Annotated in this window: 15 protein-coding genes and 1 pseudogene; 10 read left to right on the forward strand and 6 right to left on the reverse strand. The window is 73.1% G+C overall.

From position 1 onward, the window contains the following. Positions 1 to 3: 3 nt before the first annotated feature. The 5 genes from ACZ58N_RS19265 to ACZ58N_RS19285 all read right to left on the reverse strand — a co-directional run bounded on the left by ACZ58N_RS19265 (position 4) and on the right by ACZ58N_RS19285 (position 11871). A complete protein-coding gene (locus ACZ58N_RS19265; protein ID WP_471161068.1) occupies positions 4 to 8427 on the reverse strand; it encodes a type I polyketide synthase in 8424 nt (2807 codons plus the stop codon). Between the two features lie 211 nt (positions 8428 to 8638). Then, positions 8639 to 10126, reverse strand: coding sequence for a hypothetical protein (locus ACZ58N_RS19270; RefSeq protein ID WP_471161071.1), 1488 nt, complete (start codon positions 10124 to 10126; stop codon positions 8639 to 8641). Positions 10127 to 10295: 169 nt separating this feature from the next. Further along, positions 10296 to 10640, reverse strand: a complete 345-nt coding sequence (locus tag ACZ58N_RS19275; protein ID WP_471161073.1) for an Asp23/Gls24 family envelope stress response protein — start codon at positions 10638 to 10640, stop codon at positions 10296 to 10298. Beyond that, positions 10637 to 11287, reverse strand: coding sequence for a hypothetical protein (locus tag ACZ58N_RS19280; protein ID WP_471161075.1), 651 nt, complete (start codon positions 11285 to 11287; stop codon positions 10637 to 10639). The genes ACZ58N_RS19275 and ACZ58N_RS19280 overlap by 4 nt, the downstream gene beginning before the upstream one ends. Then, positions 11284 to 11871 carry an RNA polymerase sigma factor gene (locus ACZ58N_RS19285; protein ID WP_471161077.1) on the reverse strand — a complete coding sequence of 196 codons (588 nt, stop codon included), beginning with the start codon at positions 11869 to 11871 and terminating at the stop codon, positions 11284 to 11286. Before ACZ58N_RS19285 ends, ACZ58N_RS19280 begins: the two co-directional genes overlap by 4 nt. Positions 11872 to 12289: 418 nt before the next feature. Here ACZ58N_RS19285 and ACZ58N_RS19290 point away from each other — a divergent pair, with 418 nt between their 5' ends. The 7 genes and pseudogenes from ACZ58N_RS19290 (at position 12290) to ACZ58N_RS19320 (ending at position 16634) form a co-directional block, all read left to right on the forward strand. Further along, entirely contained in the window at positions 12290 to 12796 is a 507-nt protein-coding gene (locus ACZ58N_RS19290) for an Asp23/Gls24 family envelope stress response protein (protein WP_471161079.1), read from the forward strand. A gap of 80 nt (positions 12797 to 12876) precedes the next feature. Continuing rightward, the gene (locus tag ACZ58N_RS19295; RefSeq protein WP_471161082.1) at positions 12877 to 13062 is read left to right on the forward strand and encodes a hypothetical protein; all 186 of its coding nucleotides are present in this window, start codon (positions 12877 to 12879) and stop codon (positions 13060 to 13062) included. Beyond that, a complete protein-coding gene (locus tag ACZ58N_RS19300) occupies positions 13059 to 14030 on the forward strand; it encodes a DUF6286 domain-containing Asp23/Gls24 family envelope stress response protein (protein ID WP_471161085.1) in 972 nt (323 codons plus the stop codon). The genes ACZ58N_RS19295 and ACZ58N_RS19300 overlap by 4 nt, the downstream gene beginning before the upstream one ends. Further along, the gene (locus ACZ58N_RS19305) at positions 14030 to 14611 is read left to right on the forward strand and encodes a hypothetical protein (RefSeq protein WP_471161087.1); all 582 of its coding nucleotides are present in this window, start codon (positions 14030 to 14032) and stop codon (positions 14609 to 14611) included. Before ACZ58N_RS19300 ends, ACZ58N_RS19305 begins: the two co-directional genes overlap by 1 nt. A 16-nt stretch (positions 14612 to 14627) precedes the next feature. Beyond that, positions 14628 to 15233, forward strand: a pseudogene (locus ACZ58N_RS19310) (YihY/virulence factor BrkB family protein); the annotation flags it as partial. A 479-nt stretch (positions 15234 to 15712) separates the two neighbouring features. Then, a complete protein-coding gene (locus ACZ58N_RS19315) occupies positions 15713 to 16120 on the forward strand; it encodes a DUF427 domain-containing protein (protein WP_471161090.1) in 408 nt (135 codons plus the stop codon). 283 nt (positions 16121 to 16403) lie between these two features. Beyond that, complete coding sequence (locus ACZ58N_RS19320; RefSeq protein ID WP_471161093.1) at positions 16404 to 16634, forward strand: hypothetical protein; 231 nt, start codon at positions 16404 to 16406, stop codon at positions 16632 to 16634. Positions 16635 to 16894: 260 nt separating this feature from the next. Here the strand turns inward: ACZ58N_RS19320 and ACZ58N_RS19325 are convergent, their stop codons facing one another. Then, positions 16895 to 18022, reverse strand: coding sequence for a hypothetical protein (locus ACZ58N_RS19325; RefSeq protein WP_471161095.1), 1128 nt, complete (start codon positions 18020 to 18022; stop codon positions 16895 to 16897). A 186-nt stretch (positions 18023 to 18208) separates the two neighbouring features. Here ACZ58N_RS19325 and ACZ58N_RS19330 point away from each other — a divergent pair, with 186 nt between their 5' ends. The 3 genes from ACZ58N_RS19330 (at position 18209) to ACZ58N_RS19340 (ending at position 20643) form a co-directional block, all read left to right on the forward strand. Beyond that, complete coding sequence (locus ACZ58N_RS19330) at positions 18209 to 19102, forward strand: SMI1/KNR4 family protein (RefSeq protein WP_471161098.1); 894 nt, start codon at positions 18209 to 18211, stop codon at positions 19100 to 19102. Positions 19103 to 19316: 214 nt separating this feature from the next. After that, entirely contained in the window at positions 19317 to 19625 is a 309-nt protein-coding gene (locus tag ACZ58N_RS19335) for a hypothetical protein (RefSeq protein WP_471161101.1), read from the forward strand. A gap of 172 nt (positions 19626 to 19797) precedes the next feature. Further along, positions 19798 to 20643, forward strand: coding sequence for a 2OG-Fe dioxygenase family protein (locus ACZ58N_RS19340; protein WP_471161103.1), 846 nt, complete (start codon positions 19798 to 19800; stop codon positions 20641 to 20643). Positions 20644 to 20669: the final 26 nt, after the last annotated feature.

Raw genomic sequence — 20669 nt, forward strand, 5'->3', positions numbered from 1 at the left:
CCGTCACGCCTGTCCGCCGGCTTGCCCGGGTCGGTCGGGCAGTTCGGTCAGCCAGTGGTGGACGGCGTCGGCGGTGGAGCGCGCGTGTCCCTCCAGGAGGGTGAAGTGGTCACCGGGGACGGTGGTCTCGGCGTGCGGAAGGGGCCAGGCGGGCGCGGGGGCGGTGCCGGGCAGCGGTTCCCCGGCGCGGACGAAGAGGGTCGGTGCCGCCGACCGCTTGGGGCGCCACCCCGAGTACAGGCTGAAGTAGCCGGCCATGGCGGTCAGCCGGTCGGGGTCGGATGACGCGAACCGGGATGCCCGGAGCAGCATGTCGACCGTCATCGGGGCGAGGGCCTCATCGGCGTCGGCGCGGGCTGCTGGATAGGTGTCCAGCAGGACGACGGCGATCGGGGCGGCGTCCTCGGCCGCCAGCCGCTCCGCCACGGCCTGGGCCACCCATCCGCCGGCCGAACGGCCGAGGAGGGCGAAGGGTTCGCCGTGCGCGGCTGTGAGAACGGCGGCGGCCTGGGCGGTGACGAAGGCGTCGAGCGTGGCGGGCAGCCGTTCCCCGCGCCGGAACCCCGGATGTGGCAGGGCCGTGACCGGCCTCAGGCCGGCCAGTCCCCGGCCGAGGCGGGCGTACTCCTGCGGTCCGGACAGTGCGCTGAGCGCCGGGAAGCAGAGCAGCCGGGCTTCCGTTCCGCCCGCGGCGAGCGGGACCGCCTCCGTTGCCGCCCCCGGCGCCTCGCCGCGGTCGAAGACCGGGCGGAGCCGCGCGGTGAGGGTGAGGAGCCCCATGGCCTCGATGCTGCGTCCGCGCTCACAGGCGGTACGGAAGAGCCCGGCCAGCGAGTCGGGCAACTCCGCGTCGTGCGCCGGTTCGCCCGCCGCGGTGGTGGTGGCCGGTGTCGCGGGCGGCTGCGTCGGGCGCGTCCCGCCCTGCTGCGCCAGGTGGGCGGCGACCGCGCGGGGGGTCGGGAAGTCGAACAGCAGGGTGGGCGGGAGGACGGTGTCCGTCGCGGACGCGAGGCGGTTGCGCAGCTCGACCGCGGCCAGGGAGTCGAGTCCCCGATCGGCCAGCAGGTCGTCCGGGTGGATCGCCTCGTCGTCCTCGGTGTGACCGAGCACCTCGGCCGCCAGCGTCCGCACCTCGGCGAGCAGCAGCCCGCTGCGCTCACCGGGCGGCGCGGCGGCGAGCCGACGGACGAGCGGGTCGGCGGCCGGGACATCAACCCGATGGCCCGGTAGGGCGGTTGCGGTCCGACCGGTGTTCCCGGTTCGCTCCTCCGAGCCGGTCGGTCGGGTCGCGGTCGGGCGGGATGGCGCGCCGGGTGCGAGGGTCGGATCGAGACGGGCCGCCACCGGAGCCGGTTCGGCCCCGCGGACGGCCGCGTCGAACAGGGCGAGGCCCTCGTCCGGTGCGAGCGGGGCGAATCCGGCGCGGGCCATCCGTCGGAGGTCCCGGTCCGTGAGGTGCGCCATCATGCCGCCGCTCTGCTGCCAGGGTCCCCAGGCGATCGATGTGCCCGGCAGGGCGAGCCGTCGGCGCTCGCGGGCCAGGGCGTCCAGGACGCAGTTGGCCGCCGCGTAGCCGGCCTGACCGGCGGAGCCGAACGCCCCGGCCACCGAGGAGAAGAGGACGAACAGGGCGAGTTCGCGGTCCGCGGTCAGCTCGTGCAGCGCGAGGGCGGCGTCCGCCTTCGGCCGCAGCACACGGTCGAGCCGGGTTCCGTCGAGCGCCGCGAGGATGCCGTCGTCGAGCACCCCCGCGGTGTGCACCACCCCGGTCAGCGGGTGGGTTGCCGGTACCTCGTCGAGCAGGGCGGCGAGTGCCCGCCGGTCGGCGACGTCGCACGCCCGCACCGTGACCCGGGCACCCAGTTCTCCGAGCTCTGCGCACAGCTCGGTCATTCCGGGGGCGTCGGAGCCGCGTCGCGCGACGAGCAGCAGATGCCGGACGCCGTACGTCGTGGCGAGGTGGCGCGCCACCGTCATGGCCAGGGAACCGGTCGCCCCGGTGATCAGGACGGTGCCCTCCGGGTCGAGCCCGCGTACGGGGTGCGGCGCGTCCGCCGTCGTCGCCGGTTCCGGTACGCGGACGATCGCGGGTACGTGGGCCACGCCGCGCCGTACGGCCGTCTCGGGCCGGGCGTCCGCCAGGAGTGCGGGCAACACGGTCGCGGATTCGGGGTCGTCGTCGAGATCGACCAGGGCGAAGCGGTCCGGGTTCTCCCGCTGCGCCGAGCGGACCAGTCCCCACACGGCTGCCTGGGCGGTGGCGGTCCGGGTACCGGCGCCCGTGCCGGTACGGGTATCGATATCAACGGTATCGACGGCGCCGGTATCGACGGCGCCGGTGGTGACGACGACGAGGCGTGAGTCGGCGAGCCCCGGTTCCGCGAGCCACGCCTGCACCAGGGCGAGGGCCCAACGCGCCGTCCGGTGCACCTGCCCGGCAGGATCCACGGCGCCTTCGGCCGCCGAGGGGGGCGGGCAGAGGGCGACGACGACCTCCGGTGCGTCGGCGGCGGCCGACGCGAGGTCGGTGTGGAGCGGGATCCCGTCACGCGCGTGCGGCAGGACGTCGTACGGCTGGGCGACCGCACGGGTGTCGGCACCGGCGTCGGCGCCGGCGAGAACCCCCCACCTCGGCACCGGGCCGTCCGAGGGCTGCTGCGGCGACCGCGTCCAGTCCACCCGGAACAGCGAGGCGACCGGATGTCGCGTCGTGCCGGAGCCGGTGGGCGGCAGGGGCCGCAGGGTCAGTCGACGGATCGTCGCCACGGGGGCGCCCGCCTCGTCGGTCAACTCCAGCCGGATCCCCGCCGCCACCTCGGGGGCCGCTCGGCCGGGATGCGTCATGCGTACCCGCAGCCGCCGCGCGCCGAAGGCGTGCAGACGTACCCCGGCGAAGGCGAACGGCAGGGCCACCGCTCCCCCGCCCGGTGCGGTCACGTGCCGGTCCTCGCCCTCCCCCGGGGGGAGTTCGGCGAGCGCCACGGTGTGCAGCGCGGCGTCGAGGAGTGCCGGATGGAGGGCGAAGCGCGCCGTCCCCTCCCCCGTCGCGGGAGCGGCGTCGGGCTCGGGCAGGGTCACCTCGGCGTACACCTCGTCACCGAGGCGCCAGGCGGCGCGCAGTCCCCGGAAGGTCGGGCCGTAGCGGAGTCCGGCACGGGCCAGGCGCGCGTACGCGCCGTCGGGCGCTCCGGCCGCCGGGTCCCCGTCGAGGTCGATCGGGACCGCCCCCGACGGGGGCCAGGGGTGTTCGGACGCCGGGGCGTCGGACGTTTCCCGGGCCGTTGCGCCCTCCGGTACGAGGGTTGCGGTCGCATGCCGGCGCCAAGGGCCCGGGGTCCCCGCGGGGTCGTGGGGACGGGCGTGGACCGTGAGGGTCCGTCGGCCCGCGCCGTCCGGGCCCGCCACCTTCGTCTGGACCTCGACGCTCCCGTCCGGGGGCAGCGGCAGGGGCGCGGTCAGGGTGAGTTCGTCGAGGACAGGCGTTCCCACCTGCTCGCCCGCGTACAGGGCCATCTCCACGAACGCTGTCCCGGGTACCAGGACGTTCCCGCCCACGGTGTGGTCGGCCAGCCAGTGCTGGTCGCGCAGGGAGAGGAGCCCTCCCAGCAGCAGACCGTCGTCGTCGGCCGTGGCCGTCCGGGACCGCAGGAGCGGATGGGGCGGACCGGCCGGTGCGGGCGCCGGCGTCCGCGGGGGGTCCGCGTCGAGCCAGTACCGGCGGCGCTGGAACGCGTACGTGGGCAGCGCGGTGCATGCCGCGCCGTGGCCGGTGAAAACGGCTCGCCAGTCGACCGGAACGCCGTGCGCGTGCAGCGCGGCCACCGTGTCGAGCAACGCGCCCGCCTCCGGCCGTGCGCCGCGCAGCGTCGGGAGGATCAGCGGGGCGGGTGCACCGTCCTGTGAGGTGTCGGCGGTCGGGGGCGGCGGTCCCGTCGTGGGCCGTGGCTCCGGTGTGGTGAGGCAGGTGCGTGCCAGGCCGGTGAGCACGGCGTCCGGGCCCAGCTCGACGAGGTGGGCCGCTCCGCGTGCTCGGAGGTGGGCGGGCGCGTCGGCGAACCGGACCGGTCGGCGCACGTGGTCCACCCAGAACTCCGGTGTGCTCAGCTCCTCATCGGTGGCCTGCCGCCCCTCCACCGGGGAGACGAACGCAAGCGCGGGGGCGGCGAAGGACAGGCCCTTCACCACCTCGGCGAACTCGGCCAGCATGGGATCCATGTGAGCGGAGTGGAAGGCGTGGCTCACGCGCAGCGGCGTGGTGGAGCGGCCCAGGTCACGGAAGTACGCGACGGTCTCGCGCACCGCGACCTCGTCCCCGGAGACGACCACCGCGGCCGGGCCGTTGACGGCGGCGATCTCCACCGGCCACCCCGTCTGCGCCAGATGGGCGGCGACCTCGTCCTCGCCGGCCGCCACGGAGGCCATCGCGCCGCCCGGCAGAGCGTCCATCAACCGGCCCCGGGCGGCCACGAGGGTGCAGGCGTCCTCAAGGGACAGCACCCCGGCGGCATGGGCCGCGGCCACCTCGCCGATCGAGTGCCCGGCGACCAGGCCGGGACGCACGCCCCAGGATTCCAGCAGCCGGAACAGGGCCGTCTCCAGGGCGAAGATCGCCGGTTGCGCGAACCGGGTCGTGCGCAGGAGGGCGTCGGCCTCGGTGGCGTCGGAGGCGAACACCACGTCCCGCAGGGGCTTGGGCAACAGGGGGTCGAACAGCGCGCAGGTCTCGTCGAAGGAGCGGGCGAAGGCGGCGTGCGTCGACCGCAGACCGTACAACTGCACTCCCATGCCGAGGCGTTGGCTGCCCTGCCCGGTGAAGAGGAAGGCCAGGGGGCCGGATCGGCGGGCCGCACCGGTGTGGACGCCCGGTCGGCGTCCTCCCCCGGCCAGTGCCCGGAGCGAGGCGATCAGTTCCGCCCGGTCCCGGGCCACGAGCACGGTCCGGTGTTCGAAGGAGGCGCGGGTGGTGGCGAGCGAGTAGCCGATGTCGACCGGATCCGCACCGGGCACGGCGGACAGGTGCTCGTGCAGCCGCCGGGCCTGGTCCCGCAGCCCGGACCGGCTCCGGGCCGACAGTACGAACGGTACGGGGACGGCACCGGGGGCCGGTTCGGGGCGGGGGGCTCGGGGCCGGTCCTCGGGCGGGGGTTCCTCCAGGACGACGTGCGCGTTGGTTCCGCTGATTCCGAACGAGGAGACACCGGCCCTGCGCGGGCGGTCGCCGGCGGGCCACGGCACCGCCCGGGTCAGCAGCGCCACCCGCCCCGCCGGCCAGTCCACAGCCGGATTCGGCTCGTCCGCGTGCAGCGTGCGCGGCAGTACGCCGTGCTCCATCGCCTGGACCATCTTGATCACGCCGGCCACGCCGGAAGCGGCCTGGGTGTGGCCGATGTTCGACTTGATCGAGCCGAGCCAGAGCGGTCGTTGCCGTGACGGGCGCCCGTGGACGGCCAGGAACGACTCCGCCTCGATGACGTCGCCCAGCCGGGTGCCGGTGCCGTGGGCCTCGACCGCGTCGATGTCCGCGGGGGCAAGCCTGCTGTCGGCCAGGGCCTGGCGGATCACCCGTTGCTGTGCCGGGCCGTGCGGTGCGGTCAGCCCGTTGCTCGCGCCGTCCTGGTTCACCGCCGAGCCGCGGACCACGGCCAGCACCGTGAGGCCCGTACGGCGTGCGTGCGACAGCCGGCTGAGCAGCAGCATCCCGGCGCCCTCGGCCCAGCCCGTGCCGTCGGCCGCCGCCCCGAACGCCTTGCAGCGGCCGTCCGGGGACAGCGCCCGCTGTCGGCTGAACTCCACGAAGGACGCGGGCGAGGACATTACGGTGACCCCGCCGGCCAGCGCGAGCGCGCACTCGCCGCGGCGCAGCGCCTGGCCCGCGAGGTGCAGTGCCACCAGCGACGAGGAACAGGCCGTGTCCACGGTGATCGCCGGCCCCTCCAGGCCGAAGGTGTACGCGATACGACCGGAGGCGACGCTGCCGGCGTTCCCGATGCCGAGGTAGCCCTCCACGTGTTCGGGTGTCACCGCGAAGCGGGCGGCGTAGTCGCTGTACATCAGTCCGGCGTACACCCCGGTCGCCGAACCGCGCAGGGTCAGGGGGTCGATCCCGGCCCGTTCGACGGCCTCCCAGGCGACCTCCAGCAGCAGCCGGTGCTGCGGGTCCATGGCCTGCGCCTCGCGGGGCGAGATGCCGAAGAAGGCAGCGTCGAAGCGGTCCGCGCCGCGAAGGAATCCACCTTCGCGGACGTACGTCCGGCCGGGGCGGTCGGGGTCGGGGTCGTACAGCCCGTCGGTGTCCCAGCCCCGGTCCGCGGGGAACGGGCCGATGGCGTCCGTCCCGTCGGCCACCAGCCGCCACAGTTCCTCCGGGGTGCTCACCCCGCCCGGGTAGCGGCAGGCCATCCCGACGAGGACCACCGGGTCGTCATCGTCGTCGCGGTCCCCGCCGCCGGAGGGGGCCCGGGCACAGTCGGGGAGGGCGGTTCCGGTGTCGGCCTCGCCGGCGCCGGCGCCGAGCGTGCCCAGGTGGTCGGCGAGGGCCGCGACCGTCGGGAAGTCGAAGGCGACGGCCTCGGAGAGCGGGATGCCGGTCGCCGCGGCCAGCCGCTCCCGCAGCACCGTTGCGGTCAACGAGTCCATCCCCAGGTCCCGCAGCGCGGTGCCGGGCTCCACCGCATCGGGCGCGCAGCCCAGTACGTCCGCTGCGGCGCCCCGCACCAGGGCCAGTACGTCGGCCCTCGCATCCCCGGCCGGTGCCGTTGCGCCCAGCCGCCGCCCGGTCAGGTCGGCGAGCCCGTGCCGCCGTACCTTCCCGGAAGAGGTGCGGGGGATGCGCTCGACCTCGTACAGGGCGGCGGGCACCTTGAAGAGGGACAGTTCCCGGCGGCAGGCCGCCAGGATTTCGGTTCGGTCGAGTACGCGGCCGGGCTCGGGGACCAGGAAGGCGACCGGTACCTCGCCGAAGGCGGGGTGCGGGCGGCCGGCCACGGCGGCGTCCGCCACCCGGGGCAGCCGGCGCAGCACGGCCTCCACTTCCGAGGGGTGGATGTTCGCCCCGCCGCGGATGATCAGATCACCGGCCCGGCCGGTGATCACGAGTTCCCCAGCCGCGTCGATCCGGGCCAGGTCTCCGGAGCGGAACCAGCCGTCGCGCAGCACCGCGGCGGTGGCCTGCGCATTGCCGTGGTACCCCGCCGTCACTCCGGGCCCGCTCACCCACAACTCCCCTTCGCCCACGTCCCTTCCGTCCGCTCCGCCGCCGACCCGGACCCGGGTGCCGGGCAGCACCCGGCCGCAGGACTCGGCCTTCGTCGGGGCGCCCGGCGCCGCCATGGTGACCGGGCCCGCCTCGGTGCTGCCGTAGTGCTCCAGGTAGGGGGCGCCGCAGACCTCCTCGAACTCCCGGCGGAACGCGGGCCCCGCCGAGGCGCCACCGCTGACGCACCCGCGCAGGGCGGGCGCGCCCAGGCCCGCTGGTGGTCGGCGGTCGCGCTCGGCGTCGTCCTCGCCCGTACGGCGTGCCGCTTCGGCGCGCACCTCGTCGAGCAGGGCGGAGTACGTCGTCGGCACCCCGCCGAGGAGGGTGTACGGGGCGTCCGTGCGGCGTAGTTCGGACAGCACCTCCGCCACGGTGAACCGGCGCGGGATCATGGCGCTCGCCCCGGTGGCCGCCACCCCCACCACGCAGACCACGTGGCTCATGGCATGGTGCAGCGGCAGGGGCCACAGCAGCCGGTCCTGCCGGGACATCCCGAGGACGCCCACGAGGCCGGCGGCCACGGGCGCGAGGCGGTTCCGCTGGGTGAGCAGTACGCCCTTGGGGGTGCCCGAGGAGCCCGAGGTGTAGAGCAACCAGGCCACCTCGTCCAGCCCGAGGTCGTCCGGCGCGGGCGTGCCCGGTTCGGTGGCCACCAGGTCCTCGTAGTGCAGGAGGCCGTGGTCCGTGCTGCCCGGCCGCGGGTGGCCCCGGGTGGCACCGTTCGGGTTCGTCCCCCGTGGGTCCTCGGCCTCCGCGAGCACCAGCACGGTCAGTGCGGGGCGGGCCTCCAGGAGCGGGCGCAGCCGGGGCAGGCGGGCGGATTCGGTGACGAGGACGCGCGCTCCGCTGTGGTCCAGCAGGTGGGCCAGCTCCGGCCCGGAGCCGTCGGGGTCCAGCGGCACACCCACCGCGCTCGCCCGGGTGACGGCCAGCAGACTCTCGACGGCCTCGACCCGGTTGCCGAGCAGGACGGCCACCCGCTCCCCGCGCGCCAGGCCCAGCCCCCCGAGATGCCCCGCCAGGCGTCGGGTTCTGCGTTCCAGATCCCGGTAGGTCAGCCGGGTTCGGGGGTCCTCGAAGGCGACCCGGTCCCCGATGCTCCCGGCATGCTCGCGCAGGAGCACCGGCAGCGGCCTGATGACGTCCTCGTCCGTACCCATCTGATCACTCACCCGTCCGAAACCTCCTGAGTGGACTCGTAGTTGAGATGTCCACACGGCCCTTCGGGTTCCATCGGCGGCTGTGGGCTTCAGCGGGCGAGGCGGAGTTCGGGCTTCAAGGGCGAGCGGGGCGTCGCCTGCCGGGCCGCGTCGAGCGGCGTTCTCCACAACTCGATCACGTCAAGGCCGACTTCTTCGGTCTGCTCTCGTTGCGAACGGATCGCTACGGCGTGATGGCGGCGTTCAGGCAATGGTCGAGGAGGGCGTGCATGCGGGGAACCGGGAGGGAGGGGTTGGCCGCGGCGCCCTCTGCGGTGCGGGGGTCGGCGAGGAGGGCTTCCAGAGTTGCCGCTGTCAGGGTCGGGTTGGTGGCCGCCGCCCGGCGTACCGCGTCGTCGGGGTCCTCCAGCGGAGGTTCGGTCAGCATCGGGTCGGCCGCGGCCCGGGCGCGCACCTCCGGGTCCGGGTGGCCGATGAGGTGGGTCCATCCCGTGCGGGGGAACGCCGGCAGGGTCAGCAGGTGCGGACGGTGGGCCGGGCGGGTGACGAAGACGTCCAACAGGAGGTGCGGCGGCGCCAGTGGGTGGTGGCAGGCCAACCGGATCCGCACCTCCTCGTCGTCGTCCAGCGCCAACGTCCCGACGAGCTCTGCGGGCAGGCCGGGCGAACTCGCCGCGACCCGGCGGAGCACCGGTTCCTCGGACACCGCGCAGGTGGCGTACCAGTCGGTCGACGGCTCGTCGGGTGAGACCGTGATCGGGCAGGTGCAGTTCGGACCGTGATCGAGCACACTCCGAACCGCTTCGCATTCGCCCCAGGTGCGGATGAGGGGCTGAAGTCGGGCACGCATCCGCACGTCCTCGTCCGGATCCTGCCTCAGCTCCGCCGCCTCCGGTCCCAAGTCGGGCCGGGTGGCGACCAGGCTGCGGATTTCCGCATCGGGGTGGCGGGCGAGTCGCGCGAGGGCATCGGCCGGAGCATGGCGGTTCCCGGCCAGCAGGTGCACTTCGCCGTCCGAGACACACTGCGCGACGACCGCGGGTGACAGGGCACAAGTGGCGAGTATGTACACGGTTTCGCGTGCTTCGACGGACTGAAGCCTGGCCTCCACCGCCTCCGGGTCCAGCACCCAGTTGTGCTCCCTGGCCTCCGTCCGCACCGTGGGGTCCGGGTCGTCGAGCAGCGCATCGCGCTGCGCGGCGGTGAGCGACTGCCACTGGAGCGCGGCGTGCAGGCGGAGTGCGGGGTGGTCGTGACCTGCCATGTCCCGCGGGAAGGAGCGGGGGACCCGCCGGGAGCACCAGAGTTGCCCGCTGATGTCCTTTTCATCCACCTTGCCGTCCTCGCCCCCGTCCTGGGCGGTGAGAAAGGTGACGAGGATGTCGTTCGGCAGGGGCCGGACCCATCGGGGCACGAGCCGGCCGCGGGCGCCTCCGGCGAGGTGCGCGCGGACGATTCCCGAAGGGTCCGATGCCAAGGGGGCGAGGCGTGCGGGGTCGACGTGCAGGTTGCGGGCGAGGGCACGCCGGATGTGATCGACCTCGTGGCGCAGTGCCGCGTCGATGACGGCGTCGGGCAGGTCGCGGCGCTCGCACATCAGCAAGCCGGCCTCGCCGGCCGCTTCGTCCAGGAGACGTTTCAGCACGTCGGCAGGTGCCGCCTCGTTGAAGGCGATTCCGCGCAGCCGGAGTTCACGGAGGGATTCGGACACCACGCCATCCTGCCACTGCCCGACGGTCGCGGGCTCGGTCGCGTCACGACCGGGGTCGGGCAACCGCGGCACCGGGCCGGGCCCGCCGTGAAGGATGCTCGTGTCGGTTCGAGCGATCAGTGCCGGGTTCGGGTCGGCTCGGCGGACCACCTGGCTCGACGACCTCCCGTCACAGGATCCCGGTCACCGTGACCCGTACCGGGGTCGTCCCCGTGCCGGTCGGGTACGCCGTGCGGACGGCGTCGCGGATGTCCCGCGTCACGTCCACGGCCCGGTGCCCGTGCAGCAGGACGACGTGGACCTCGACCCGCGCCGGCTGCCCGTCGGTACGGGTGATCCGGACACCGGCGTTGCCGCGCAGGGGTGTTCCCGGTGTGCGCGGGCCCGTCCTGGAGGCGACGGCGGAGCGCAGGACGTCACCGAGCGCGGGCTTGAGGAAGGCTACGCCGCTCACGCCCAGGACGGCGTCGGCGATGGCCGTCCGGGCCGCTTCGTCACTGTTCGCTGTGGTCATCGGGGGTCCTCGGTGGTGGGTTCTTCATGGAGGTCGATGACGACCACGTCGATGGCGGTGATCCGCAGGCCCAGGGCCTGTTCGGCGGATTCCGCGATCGCTGCGCGGATCCGGTCCGCGGTCGGTTGGAGGTCCTGGTGCATCCCGATGGTCACTTCGATCCGAACGCGGGCCGGTGTCCGGGCATCGGGGCGAGGGGAGGGTTCGGGATGGATGCGGCAGCTGCCCGCCCGCACCCCGGGGACCCGCTCGGCCACCGCGCGGAAGGTTCGGGCCGCGGCTGCTTCGTAGATCCAGGCGTCCTCGTCCGTGTCCCCCAGTGCGAGGGTGTGACCGGGGCGGAGTTCGAGGCGCACGACGTTCATGATGCTCGCGGTGAGCCGGGCCATGTCGGTGTCGGTGTCGCCGTCGGCGCCGGTCTCGCGGGTTCGGTGCAGGGCGGCGTCGCGGAGCAGGGCGAGGTCCGCGAGTGCGGCGGTGCAGTGGGGGCATCCCTTCGGGTGCGGGTCGTCGTCGCCCTGCCCGGTCGCGCCCGGTTGGTTCCGTGCCCCTTCGTCCCAGAGGAGCGCGAGGTCCCTGCCGCAGGGCAGGACGGTGTCGTCGTCCTCGGTGCCCGCGCCGTTCAGTGGCTCGTGGGGTTCGTTCATCGCCATGCGTCCATCGCCTCCGTCAGACAGCGCCGTGCTCGGAAGACTCTGGCCCGTACGGCTTCCTGGCTGATCCCGACCGTCTCCGCAATCGTCTCGTACGGCATTGTCTCGATCTCCCTCAGGATCCAACAGGCGCGCTGCTCCGGCGAGAGGAGTGCCATCGCCTTCCCCAAGGCGTGGACGGCGGCCTGGGACTCCGCGGCTCGCTCCGGGGAGCTCTGGTGTTCGGGTGCCGCCTGCTCGGGCAGCACGTCGATGTCGGTGATCGGGCGTCTGGCCCGCAGCGCGTTCAGGCAGCGGTTCGTGACGATCCGGTGCATCCAGGTCCCGAATCCGGCGTCGCCGCGGAATTCGGGGAGTTTGCGCCAAGCGTTGACGAATGCGTCCTGGACCGCGTCCTCCGCTTCGGATCGGTTGCCCAGGAACTGTGCCGCCAGCCGCAGCAGGGCAGGGCCGTGCCGGCGGACGAGGGCCTCGAAGGCCTCCTCGTCCCCTTCCGCCGCCCGGGAGGTGAGGAGGGCGTCGTCGTGCTCCGCCCCTGCTCCTGACTCCTGTGGGCCTTCGTCCCGCTCAGCCGTCACGCGTCGGCTCCTCTCGCGCTCTCCATGTTGGACACAGCAGACACCCATTTCGTTACGGGGTTCCTCCGATCCCCCGCATGTTCCCGGCAGCCCGATCCGAAACCGGTATGTGACGAATCTGCCCGGAATGGTGTCGTGCACGGGCGGTGGGCGTCCATCCGAGAGGTTCGGAGCGGTGGGGTGATCGGGTGGGCGCTGCTCGAAGGTTCGTCGGGGTGCGGTCCGGGTCAGCCCGCGAGAACCCTTCGTGCGGAAGCGGCCCGACGGCACCTGAATCCGGAGGCCGTGGAGCCCGCGCGGCGAGCGGATCGGATTTCTCGTGGCGGCCGCGTCACAGCCGGCCGTCGCCCGGGTCTATGGAAGTGACAGCACATCACGGCGCCGGTTCCCGCGGCGCCCGGAGAAGGGATGTACGACGATGCCCACCGAGCAGCTGGTTCCGGCGCCGAAGAAGGACCACCGCGCCCAGACGGACACGACGGCCACGGGTACGACCGACATCACCCTCGGCAGGCCGGGGGTGGACGAGCCCGCACAGACGCGGGGGAAGACGTCCATCGCCGATGTCGTCGTGGTGAAGGTGGCGGGACTTGCCGCGCGGGAGATCCCCGGCGTCCACGACATGGGCGGTGGCCTGTCACGCACGCTGGGCGCGGTTCGTGACCGGGTGCCCGGTGGCCGTCCGAACATCGGTCGGGGTGTGAAGGTCGAGGTCGGGGAGCGGCAGACCGCCATCGACCTGGACCTCGTGGTCGAGTACGGCGTTTCCGTCACCGAGGTGGCGGCCGATGTGAGGGAGAACGTCATCGGCGCGGTGGAGCGCATCACCGGCCTGGAGGTCGTCGAGGTGAACATCGCCGTCAACGACGTCCACCTCCCCGAGGACGAGGACCGGACCGCGTCCGGTGAGACCCGCGTCGAATAGCGGGCACGGGGTGTGCACGGGTTGCCAATGACCACCGCGCCGTCCCCTTTCGGACGCACGGGCAGAGAGGCGGAGAAGACGTGAGCAGGGCGTTCATCGGGATGTTCACAGGGATGGCTCTGGCGTTCGCCGGATACTTCGGAGGCTTCGCCGCGTTCGTGCTGGTCGCTGCCCTCGGCACGATCGGCTTCGCCGTCGGAGCCTGGCTGGACGGCGGCGGACAGCCGCACGAGTTGCGGGCGATGTTCGATCGGGGCCGGCGATGACCGCCCCCGCGCCCCGCGGGTCGACCCCGCCCGCCGCGCGTGGGACGACCACCGTCGCGGACAAGGTCGTTCGCAAGATCGCCGAGCGGGCGGTGGGGGAAGCGCTCCCCGCCACGATCGTCGGCAAGGTCGGCGGGACGGCAACCGTCGACGGCCGCAGGGCCGCGGTGGCCCTGCGCATCGCGCTGCCCTATCCCGCGCCGCTTTCGGACACGACCCGCCACGTGCAACAGCACGTCGCGGATCGCACCCGGCAGCTCACGGGGCTGGACATCGTCCGGCCGCGACTCGCCGTCGACCAACTGGTCGCCCGTAAGAAGGCACTTGGGCTGCCGGCCGCGACGCCATCGGCCGGGTCGCCGCGGCGCAGCCCGCGCCGGTGGTGGTCGGCGCGCAGCCTGCCCGTCGTGGTTCTGCTCCTCGTGGCCTTGCTGGTCTTCGCGGCGGTGACCGCCGACGTCATTCGCGTCCACGCCACCCATCACGCCGCAGCCGCCTGGCGGATGTCCACGGTGGAGTGGTTGGCAGGGCACCGCCTCGCGGACCGGGCCGTCACCATCGGCGCCCTGGCCGTCGCCATGGTCGGGGTGGTGCTCATCGTGTTGGCGTTCGCTCCCGGGCACCGGCGGCGGCTGGTCGTCATGGGCTCGGGTGCGTGCCGGACGGTCGCGGTGGACCGCTCCACCGTGGCCACCCTGGTGCGTGACGCGGTCGGCGCTGTGGACGGCATCGACGCGGTGCGGGTCCGGGTCGGTCGCCGCCGCGTCACTGCCCGTGCCCGTCTGGCCTTCGGCGACCAGGACGCGGCGCTCCTTCGTGCCACGGCTGCGGTGGACCGGATCCTGACCGCCTGCGCGCTCCGGCACACCCTCCGACACAAGGTGACCGTGACCCCTCTATCGACCTGGCAGGCTTCCGCGTCCGGCTCGGACACCCCCGCTCCGGACCCGGGGAAGGGAGGCGTCTGATGGCCGCACCGAGTACCACTGCCAACCGGCTTCTCCTCGCCGCCGTGGGCCTCTTCCTGCTGATCGGCGGCCTTTGGTCGGCGACCGCCCACACCTCGCTCTCCGGGTGGCTCCCGGCCGGTCCGCCCACCGCGCCGCCCGACGCGACCCTGCTCGACCGTGAGGCCTTGGCCGATCTCCGGACCCACGGATGGTGGACTCCGACCGTCATCACGGTAGGAGTCCTCGCCTCCGTCCTGCTCGCCCAACGGCTCCTCAGCCGGTTCCACCGCCGCCGCCGTCGTACCCTGCCGCTGGCCGCGGCGGGCGGCTCCCTGCGCACGCGCGCCCTGGAGGAGGCACTCACCGAGCGCGCGCTGACCATCGACGGCATCGGCCGCTGCCGTACCCGCGTCCACCATCGCCGCAGGCGCCTGCGCCTGGACCTGCGCCTGTGGCTGGACCCCGACACCACCCCGGACACCGTCATCGAACCCCTCACGGCCCTGGCGGCCGAAGCCCGAGCCGCGACCGCCCCCTACGACGTCGACACCCGCCTGCGCATGAGCCACCTGACCCACCGGATACCGCATGTCCGCTGAGACCCGACTCCGGCACTCCGCGGCCTGGACGCTCCTGGCCGCGGGCACGGGCAGCGCCCTGTGGTCCTCCTCCAGCTACCTGGCCGTCTTCCGCCGCGCGCTGCACCACATGCACCGGGTCCCCGACCGGCGCTCCCCCTGGCGCAAGGCCCACCGGATCCTCGCCACAGCCCTCACGCTGCTCGTACTGCTCGCGGTCATCTCCCTCGTCCTGATCCTGAGCGGCCCCGTCGTCACCGGCATCGGCCATCTGCTGCACCTCGACAGCGGCGTCCCGTTCGTCTGGGGACTCGTCCGCCTGCCGCTGCTCCTGACCCTGGTCGCGGCCCTCGTGGTCGTCCTCTTCCACACCGGTCCGGTTTCCGCCCACCGCCGTCGCCACAGCCTGCCGGGCGGCACGCTCGCGGCCGTCCTGTGGCTGACGGTCTCCGCGGGCTTCTCCCTGTTCACCTCCTTCCTGGGCACCTACAGCCGCCTGTACGGATCCCTGGCCGGGATCGTCGTCTTCCTGGTCTGGCTCTGGCTCTCCAACCTCGCCCTGCTCACCGGCGCACAGTTCACCGCCGAACTCCACAAGGGACAAGGCCCGGACGAGCGGGGTGCTGCGCCATCGACGGCGTGAAGCACCTCCACCGCCCCGCACCGGGCGGCGTGCGGACGCGACCGTGCCGGTCGGACGGTGTGCGGACCGGGTCGATGATCCACCTCCGGGACTGCCCGACCGTTCTGTCGTTTCCTACGAATCGTGGGATCACGCGCGGCGGGGGACGTATGCGCTGCAACCTTTCAGCCGGAAGAGGCGAAGGGAGAGGGTGACGGCCGGCCGCTCCCAGGTCCATCCGGCGGAACAACAGCCGGCCGGCCGGCCGCTCGCGGCCGACGCACACGAAGGAGGAACCATGACAGCGTCCGCAGCCCCACCCGTCAGGCCTCCGCAGGAGACCGGGTGCGTACGGATGGCCACCTACTGCCGCGGATCGCTCCCGCGGCCGAATCCGGAGGGCGGCAGTGATGCGTAGCGGCAGTGAGGGATCCGGACGGGAGGCCGAGTCCGTTTGGAGCTATCCCCGCCCGCCCCGGGTCGAGGCTGATGATCGGCACGTGGTGGTCACGTACGCAGGCGTGCGGGTGGCCGATACCCGCAGGGCTCTGCGCGTCCTGGAGACGAGTCACCCGCCGGTCTTCTACCTGCCGCTCGACGACGTCCGAGCGGACTTCCTGGTCCGATCCGCGTCGCGCTCGTTCTGCGAGTGGAAGGGAATCGCAACGTATTGGGACCTCGTAGTCCCGGATCGCGACAGATCCGTGAAGGCCGCCTGGAGCTACGAGGATCCCTCGCCCGCCTTCGCCCCGATCACCGGCTGCGTCGCCTTCTACCCGACCAGGGTCGAGGGTTGCTGGGTCGAGGACGAGCCGGTGGAAGCCCAGCCGGGAGACTTCTACGGCGGTTGGATCACGTCCGAGATCACGGGTCCGTTCAAGGGCACGCCCGGCTCGCAGGGCTGGTAGCCCTTACCCGCGGGAAGTGACCGGCGCGCCGGGACGTGCGCCCTCCCCGTTCCCGTCCCACAGCCGCCCGGGGCGGTGGGCGGCCATCCGCTCGGGCACTCCGGGCAGGTTCCGGCTCGCCCACCCGCATGCGACGAACTCCGCGCCAATGGCGACCTCTCGCGGCTCGGCGCACTCGGCAATCGGCATCCGCAGGGCACACTGGTAGCACCAAGAACTGCCGGGAGGCCGGATGAACTGGGCGTCATGGACCACGCGCGGGGTCTTCGCAGGGCGTGACGGTGTGCACACAGGTGAGAAGGGTCCCGTCCTCACCGGTGAGCTCGACATTCACACCACGTGGACCGAGGCCGACGGCCTGGCGCAGGTCACGGTGCAGTACAGCGGTGCGTCCGAGTGGCTGCCCATGGCCGGCAGCCCCGTCCCCTGCGCCGACGAGCAGGCCAGCCGTACCCTGCACGAGGAGGTCATCCGTGCCGTACGCGCCGGAGCCTCCTTCCCCCTGAGCACCTAGGGATCCCTGCACTCCGCCGGAGGCGCGGCCCACGGTCCGTCGCCGGGGGCCGGCCCCGACACGGTCCTGACCTCGGTCGGGGCCCGACGGCGGGGCCGGACGGATCTGCCGGTCGGGCCCCGCCGTCGTGCGTCGGCCCGAGTTCGGCGTCACCGCCGGCCGCGCCGCGGTCATGGTGTGTGACCACCTCGGCAGTGGCGGTGGGTCGCCCTACGTCCGGGGGTCGGCCGGTGGACGTTCAGGGTGGTACCGCGGTGCCGCTACCCCTGCGGGAGGTAGGCCTGCTTGGCGGCGCAGGTCCACACCGTCGGGCTGCCCAGGCCGTTCGCGTCCAGGAGGGTGCCGCCGACCCGGTCGTCGTCGGTGACGGTGTGGGCGCTGCCGCGACGGGGGCCGTCCCCGCCCGGCAGGGCCAGCACCGGCCCCTTGCCCGGCCAGTACGCGGGCTGGGTGCTCGCCGTCCAGAGCTCCTCGTAGGACGCCGCGTAACCGACTGCCACACCCGAGGTCGGGCTCGTGCCCTCCAGGGCCAACTCCGGCTCCCCCGCCAGCCGTCCGGGCTCGGTGGGCAGGGCGTCGTAGGGCTTCTTCCAGGTCGCCGGACGGTGCTCGCGCAGCTCGCGCCAGCTCGTCCGCTCGTGCCCGACCACCCGACCGCGTTCGTCGATGCCGGTGCCGACGGTGCTGTACACCTGCGCCTCCTCGTTCCAGACGCGGAGGCTGTACGGCGGGTAGCCACCGGCGGGCCAGACCACCGGGTGGAAACGCATGATGTTCTGGTCGTTGTCCTGGTCGTAGAACTCGGCGTTCACGTGGCCCAGGACGTCGCCCCGCTTGTTGATCGCCTTCACCGACAGCTTGCTGCCGGGGAAGGCGTCGGCGGGCAGCGGGAGTTCACGGACGACCTTGCCGTTCGCCCACTCCTTGGCGATGCCGTCCTCGCTCGTGACGATGCGTCCGCCCTCGTTGACGGCCACCGAGGACGCGTGGCGCCCGGGGGTGGTCAGCGTCTTCACCGCGGCGTCACCGGGGCGGTAGCTGAAGGCGACGGTGGTGTCCGTGTCGCGCCGGAGCGTGCCGACCATCAGCCCGCCATCGCTGACCGATGAGACCTGCCCGCCCGTCCACCCGTCGGGCAGGGGCACGGCGTGCACCGTGGTGCCCGTCCAGTACACGGGCAGGCCCTTGCTGGTGCCGACCGCCAGATCCGCCCGGCCGAAGTCCGACACGGTCCCCCCGTCCGCGACGGACCCGACGGGCAATGCCTGCAGGGTCCGGATCTCCGGTATGCAGCCGGCGGACGGCGCGGCCCCGGCCGGACCTGCGGCCGTCACCAACCCGGCCAGCACGGCTGCTGCGACGACTGCGACGGTGTTCTTCTTCCTCACGTGTGAGGCCCCCCTCGTGATCATGGCGTACTCGAACACACATACTGCCCGGCGATCCGGGGCGCTCGCACGTGTTTTCGCAGCCCGGACAACGATGTTGAGCAATTCGCCCGGCAGTGCGTCGGGGCTCCGCCCCGGTGCGAAACCCCGTCGATCCCCGCGCGTGGTGACGCATACGGTGCCTCCATGGCTGATCGGAAAACCAACACGCCCGACCACGACGACCCGCTGGTCCGGCTGCTCCGGCTCATTGAACCGCCTGCCGTCCTCGTCGACTCCCGTGGTGACTGGGCCGGCGCGGAGGCGATGCTCGGGACCCCGCTTCCCGACGACTACAAGCAGCTCGTCCAGGCGTACGGTTGGGGTGAGTTCTGTGACTTCCTCCGCCTCCGGACACCGTTCGGAACGAGCAGGCACAACGGCATCGAATGGCAGCGGGTCCACCCGACGGGATCCCGCGAACAGGACCACAGGCTCCACCCGTATCCGCAGCATCCCGCTCCCGGCGCACTGCTGATCTGGGGCACCACGATGGACGCCGACCGGCTGTGCTGGCTCACCGGCGGGGACCCCCAGGAATGGCCCGTCGTGGTATGGAGCAGCGAGGGCCGGTACGAGACCCACGCCATGGGCGCGGCCGAGTTCATCGAGAGCTGGACCCTCGGGGAAACGGATTCCGATGTGCTCGTGGGCATGGATCCGGGCCTGGCTCCCTGGTTCGACTCCTTCCGTCCGCGTACGCACCGGTGCCTGCGGCTGTCCGAAGGCCCCTTCTCCCACGCCGAACGCCTACGGCTCCTGCTCGAAGCACTGGCTCCCACTGCCGACCGGGGCTCATGGCGGTCCGAGCACGACGAGACGGGACAGGACCACTTCGCCACCCTCGATGACGACTGGCTGCTCACCTACGACGCCTCCGGGCCCCACCAAATCCGGGTCGAATTCCCGCCCGAGGAAAGCGGGCGGGTCGAGCAGCGCCTCCTCGGTGCCGTTCTCCACATGGGCTGCGAGGTCGTTGGGATCACGACCGCGGCCGGAACGTCGCTGCCGTCCTGGGACACGGTCACGGACGAGGATTGACAGGCCGTTCGGGCCGACCTACGGCTCCCGTCCACCGGCTCCCGGCTCCCGGCTCCCGGCTCCGACACGTCTTCCGGGGACGGGGGTTGCGGAGGTGGCGGTAAGGGGCTTTTAGGGGCGGAACAGGGGTCGGGTCCTGTGGTCCGCGGGTTGCCGGGCGGGAAGCATGAGGGGCGGCGTTTGCCAAATTGTCCGACCTACTCAGGAGTTGTTCATGCGACACCGCTTTGCTGCCGCCCTGGCCCTCGGGGCCGCTCTCGCCATCGCACCCGTGGCGACCGCTTCCGCCGCCACCGCGACCGCGACCGCGACCACGGTCACCGCCGATCAGTGCTTCAAGAACGGCGGCTTCTTCGGCGGATACAACAGTGACGCGAAGGCGTTCTGCACGCGCGGCGTGTACGACGGCATCCCGTTCGACAAGGACCCGAACCAGGGCTGGTGTCCCGAAGGCCAGCACATCGTCTTCCGATACCTCCAGGGCCTGTTCTGCGTCCCGAACGTGCCCACCGTCAAGGGCTGACCCCCGCCGCTCGGAGTTCGCTTGAGCCGACAGCCCCGCAGCAGACAGGCCGCTGCGGGGCTCGTGCGTACGCGAACTTTCCTCGCTCGCATGGAAGGATGCCGACTGCTCCCCGGACCGACGCGGGCAGGGCGGATCCGTGGCCCTGGTGGGCTACTTGGGTGGAGGACGCGTGGAAGAGGCAGAACCCGGGCGAAGTTCACCCTGCGAGGCGGCCGATCCGGCTGGAGGCCGGGCGGGTGGAGGCCCGGAGGATCTGCGCGAGCTCGGGTTCACCCGCTTCGGCGCGGACCGGCTCGGTACCGTCCCGGCGGGATCCCTCGCCGCCGATCTGGCCAGGATCCAGGAGGTCTGCTCGGCGCTGCCGCCCGATCCGTACGTGCCGGGAACGAACCGGTTCCGCCGGTACTCGCACGCCGTGCACCTACCGTGGAAGGGCGAGCTGTCCTGGATTCCCGGGGCCCCCGACCCCGTACACGGAACGGTCACGGACTTCTCGCAGGGCAGCGACGACCGTGAGCGCCTCCGCCCGAGACGCGCGCTCCCCGCCATCCCCGAGACCCTGCTCGACAACGCCCTGCTGCTGCGACTCCTGCACGGGGACGTCGAGCAGGCGCTGAGTGCGAAGGATCTGGGACGACGTCCCCTGTGGGTCGGTGTCCACCTGATCCGACTCGGCGTCGACGGGCCGGGGCAGGAGGCCGTGTCCTCACCGAACTGCCTCCATCAGGACGGAGGCTCGACCGGCACGTTCACCTTCGCCCATCTGATCAGCCGCACCAACGTCACCGGCGGGCAGAACGTCATCGCGACACCGGCCGGTGCGGGCCTCCAGCCCGACGACCCGTGGGCGGACATCCACGCCGCTTTCACCCTCACCGACCCACTGGACGGTTACGCGGTCCACGACCACCGGGTCAGCCACTACGTCGGCCCGGTCCGCGCGGGCTCCCGGCCGGGGCCCGGCGAACGGTCCGTCCTCATCGTCGGTATCGCCCCGTACGTTCCCCAGCTGTGAAGCCGGTGGCAAGACCGCGCCGCGGC

This window comes from Streptomyces sp. NPDC040432 (assembly GCF_055595445.1).

Bases quoted from the DNA above. Each gene is read 5' to 3' on its own strand.
- ACZ58N_RS19275 (WP_471161073.1), bottom strand. From the start codon at position 10,640: ATGACCACAGCGAACAGTGACGAAGCGGCCCGGACGGCCATCGCCGAC.
- ACZ58N_RS19330 (WP_471161098.1), top strand. From the start codon at position 18,209: ATGGCTGATCGGAAAACCAACACGCCCGACCACGACGACCCGCTGGTC.
- ACZ58N_RS19290 (WP_471161079.1), top strand. From the start codon at position 12,290: ATGCCCACCGAGCAGCTGGTTCCGGCGCCGAAGAAGGACCACCGCGCC.
- ACZ58N_RS19280 (WP_471161075.1), bottom strand. From the start codon at position 11,287: ATGAACGAACCCCACGAGCCACTGAACGGCGCGGGCACCGAGGACGAC.
- ACZ58N_RS19305 (WP_471161087.1), top strand. From the start codon at position 14,030: ATGGCCGCACCGAGTACCACTGCCAACCGGCTTCTCCTCGCCGCCGTG.
- ACZ58N_RS19335 (WP_471161101.1), top strand. From the start codon at position 19,317: ATGCGACACCGCTTTGCTGCCGCCCTGGCCCTCGGGGCCGCTCTCGCC.
- ACZ58N_RS19300 (WP_471161085.1), top strand. From the start codon at position 13,059: ATGACCGCCCCCGCGCCCCGCGGGTCGACCCCGCCCGCCGCGCGTGGG.